This window comes from Rhizobacter sp. P1_G5 (assembly GCF_056405435.1).
Map to the genome: position 1 here is coordinate 1 of NZ_JBFUCB010000582.1, position 3833 is coordinate 3833.

Here is a 3833-nt window from a genome sequence, read left to right on the forward strand (position 1 = left end):
ATGCTGGACGACTTTCGGGTCGAACTGGCGGAGCGCACATGCCTGCGCGTCATGGCGGAACTGGCCGTGCGTCACAGGGGCCCGCAGTGGGCCATCCGCGCGTTCCTGAAGTCGGTCGTGGACGAGACCATCATGCTGGCTGATATTCCTGGCGCGGCGCTGATGGATCTCGAGATGCAGCCCATCGGCGAGGCCTACGTGGCGGTCTGGTTCTTTGGCCTGGCACATGAGCTCGGCCATCTATGCCGGCCGGAGCCGAAGGCGTGGGCGCGGCGCGACATGGGCCCGGACGCCGCCCGGCTATGCCTGGAACGCTGGCTGCCTCAACTTCCCATGCTGCCGGGCATGGCGCAGGAGGTCTGGCGTCGCGTCGACGGGGGTGATCCCGGCTACTGCCTGTCGCTCGAGGCGCTGGCCGAAGAGGCTTTCGCGGACTGGTTCGCCGGCCTCCATGTCTACAACGCGAGCCGCCTGATCATGCATGCGGACGGCAGCGAGTTCGACCTTGCGAGGTACGTCCGGGAGCAATGCCTTTGCGTCAACATCGTCAGCCTGCTCGATCGCTGCAAGCAGGTCGCCTGCGTGGCCGAGGCGGGCATCGACGACGAGCGCGGGCGTGATGAACTGCTGTTGCGTCCGGTGTCGTACGCGGTGCGCCGCACGATGGTCCGCTCGCAGTTGGATCAACTCGTGGCGATCCACCTGTGCGGCTCGGAGCCGTTGTCGCCCGCGCACATCTCGCAGGCGGAAGCCCTGGTCAACGAGATCGAGACCAGCCTGCAGCCGCGGCTCGACCAGATCGAGAAGGGATTGGCGGCCGCGATGCGGTTCGCGCTGTTTCCCGGCGAGCGCAGCGGCGAGCTGATGCGCCGCTATGCGCAGCAGAAGATGGCGGCGTCGGTCGACGTGCACGCTTCCGGTGCCGTGCATCTCTGCGACCTGATCGAGTGCTTTCACGGCCGCGTCGAGAGCGCCGAGGCCCTCCGGCGCATCGCGACGGCACGCCGCCAGTAGGTCGCCATGGACAACAAGTTCATCGTCCTGCTGATCGCGGACTCGGCGGGCGCCGTCATGGCCCTCCACACGCTCAACGGAACGCACTACGGGGGGCTGCTGCCTGTCTTTCGAGAAGGAGGTGAGCTTTCTTCCTTCAAAGCGTGGGCGCAGCAAGGCCTCAAGCCGGGCTACGAGATCAGGACGCTGCTCATCCTGGCGGAGGACATCGACAAGGTGCGCGTCACCCTCGCCGAGCGCAACCTTCTGCCGGCCGGAGAGACGCGCGTCGCACTGGAGGGCACGGACTTCTTCGACGAGGTGATCGCCCAGATGCTGACCGACACGCTGTGGGCAGACCCTGGTTAGCGAGTTCCACCTGGCCCGCACCTCGATCTTCAGGGGCAACTGCGCAGCGCACCGCCATTGAAGTTGCGCGTGACGGTGAAGGGCTGGCCCGTGCCGCCCGGTGCCGGCTTGAAGCTGATGTTGTCGCGATCAACGAAGTGGCCGCTGTAGGTTCCCTGATAGCTGCCCAACGGCTGGCTGAGCGTGATGGAGAGGTCACGGCCGTCGTAAGTGCCCGTCAACGCGGCGGTCCCTCCGTTGACGACATCCATGTTGGCGCTGGCAGGCAGGGTGCCCTTGCTGCTGCAGTCGTCGCTGGGCTTCAACGACATGTGAAGCGTCGGATTGTCGAGATTATCTTGAAAGACAAAGCTGAAGAACGGCACGAACAAGGCCTCGGTGCCACCCCCGCAGGCCATGAGAACGGCGACTGCCAAGAGAAGCGACAGGTGGCGGATTGGCGCTCGGGCGCGAGGTGGATTCATGGTGAGCTCCTTCGGTTCAGAACCTGCAGAAAATCCGTGATCCCGTACTGCAATGTGTCCAGTTCGGACGAGAGAGAACGCATGCGCGCCTGCACTTCCGGAGGCGACGACTTCGTCTCGAAGATGGTTCGCGCGTCGCCGGCGTTGAGTTTCCAGAACACTTCGTGCACCGCCCACAGGCGGTCGCGCACAGCGACCCACATCGGCAGCACGTTCGGCGGCCAATGGCGACTCAGCGCCCCGTCGTAGCGATCGCGCGCATCGCGGAACCTGTTGATCGCCGTGTTGTAGTCGCGGCTGAAGTCGAAGAACAGTTTTTGCGGCACGGCGGGCTGCTGGAGCAGGCCATGCAGGTTGCGCACGCTGAAGAGGTACAGGTTCAAGGTCTCTGACAAGTCGACCTGGGCGGCACGAGGATCGGTCGGCGGTATGTTGCGCGCCGCCTCGAGTTGCCACGCGCCGGGCATCTGCACGGCAACGCGTGCTGCGAGCGCGGCCGCGCTGTAGACGATGTAGCTCAGGTCGCTGGCGTCCGTGATGAGGCCGACGACGCCGTAGCCGCTCAACACAGGCCCACCCGAAGCGCCACCCAGCGCACCGGGAAACTCGATGCGCAGGTTGTCGCGATCGTCGCGCGGGTAGGCCACCGCGCCGTTGCGAGGTGCAAGACCGCACTGCTGCGCCTCGCCCAACAGCCATGTTCCGACGCCACGCACGATGACCGCCTCGTCAGCGAGCGCGCGCGTTCGCACCGAGAAGCCCTCGGGCCTCGCCACGCGAAGCAACGCCACGTCGGCGGCATCCGCATTGAACTCGCCGACTCGTTCGGCGGCGATCGGCTTCTCGCTCGCGGCTTTGCAGAACATGACCTCGATACGGCCATCCTGGCTGCCTCCGACCACGTGGCGCGCGGTTGCAATCAGCAGGTGACGTTGCGTGGCTCCGACGATGAGTCCGAACCCGTGCTCCTGGTGATCGATCGCACGGATCCGGACGACATTGGCGAGCAACTGTTCGCCGAACTCCTCGGCAGAGAGGAAGGTCGTGTCGGAGGCCGCCGTCGCTGCCGTTGCGGCGACGGCGAGCGCCATGGCCAAGGCGCCGCTCAGTGCACGTCGGAAAACTGATTTCGCATCCATGCCAAGGCACCCCACAGGACAGCCGCCGCTCCCCAGAGCAGCTTCATCAGATGGTGGCGGGCCGCGTATTCAAGCCAGCTCGGCTTGAGCGAGCGTTCGAATTCACCCACCCTCAGCCGCATTGCACCGGCGGAGCCGTTGAGCCGCAGCGTCAGCAGCCCGTCCGCCAGGACTTCGCAACGCTCGATCACCAGCCCGTCCAGCTCGAGCCAGTCACCGGCCGCGAGCTTGACGCTCTCACCCGTGGCAGGCAACGTGATCGTTCCACCCTCGATGCTCGAGACGACCGCCGCAACGCCGGTTGCGCTGGCTCGCCGTTCGGCGAATCGCAGCGCCACCGGACGCAGCTCTCTCAGCCGAATGGGTGCGTCGACGGCGCGGCTCAGCGACAGCGACATCGACGAAGCGACGCCGCCGTTCGCGTCGCCGGCCGAAACGCGAATCCATTCGCCATGGTCGTATCGCCGTTCCTCCGGCACCGCGGCCTCCGACAGGCGCAGCGTGGTGCGCCCACGCAAATCGAACTCCGCCTGCGTGCCGGAACGGGGGCCTTCCAGGCGCAACGAGAGCATGGCGGGATCGGCTTGCATCGTGAGCCGGGTATCGGCCGGCCAACGCAATGTGCTCAGCGTTGCTTCATCGGCGCGCAGAACGATCGCACCGGAGGGGTTGGCCATGAAAGCCTGCACAAGGGTCGAGTCGGGGGACGCCAGCAGGCTGAAGCCTTCGACCCGGGTGTCGCCACGCAACCCCAGGGGTCCGATCGCCGAGGCGCCGGCCATCGCCAGGGTCGCCGAACCGGCCTGCAGCTCGAGTCCCAGCGGGACAGCCGGAACCTGCACGGTCGCCGCGAGGGTCAGCACGACCG

5 protein-coding genes are annotated in these 3833 nt (G+C 66.4%); 2 read left to right on the top strand and 3 right to left on the bottom strand.

The window, feature by feature from the left end:
* Positions 1-1014: hypothetical protein (locus tag AC1D12_RS27370; RefSeq protein ID WP_477844190.1), on the top strand; the 1014-nt coding region annotated here is incomplete at its 5' end.
* Between the two features lie 6 nt (positions 1015-1020).
* Positions 1021-1362: a hypothetical protein gene (locus AC1D12_RS27375; protein WP_047511594.1), complete on the top strand. Its 342-nt coding sequence runs from the start codon at positions 1021-1023 to the stop codon at positions 1360-1362.
* Between the two features lie 29 nt (positions 1363-1391).
* Here AC1D12_RS27375 and AC1D12_RS27380 read toward each other — a convergent pair whose 3' ends face one another.
* From AC1D12_RS27380 to AC1D12_RS27390, 3 genes are all read right to left on the bottom strand, one after another.
* Entirely contained in the window at positions 1392-1826 is a 435-nt protein-coding gene (locus AC1D12_RS27380) for a hypothetical protein (RefSeq protein WP_465113278.1), read from the bottom strand.
* Positions 1823-2917 (bottom strand): S1 family peptidase, encoded by a 1095-nt coding sequence (locus AC1D12_RS27385; protein ID WP_477844194.1) that lies wholly within the window; start codon positions 2915-2917, stop codon positions 1823-1825. Before AC1D12_RS27385 ends, AC1D12_RS27380 begins: the two co-directional genes overlap by 4 nt.
* Positions 2918-2931: 14 nt before the next feature.
* A partial coding sequence (locus AC1D12_RS27390; protein WP_477844192.1) for a hypothetical protein occupies positions 2932-3833 on the bottom strand: 902 nt, incomplete at its 5' end.

Coding starts and splice junctions, on each gene's coding strand:
- AC1D12_RS27385 (WP_477844194.1), bottom strand. CDS start 2,917: ATGGCGCTCGCCGTCGCCGCAACGGCAGCGACGGCGGCCTCCGACACG.
- AC1D12_RS27375 (WP_047511594.1), top strand. CDS start 1,021: ATGGACAACAAGTTCATCGTCCTGCTGATCGCGGACTCGGCGGGCGCC.
- AC1D12_RS27380 (WP_465113278.1), bottom strand. CDS start 1,826: ATGAATCCACCTCGCGCCCGAGCGCCAATCCGCCACCTGTCGCTTCTC.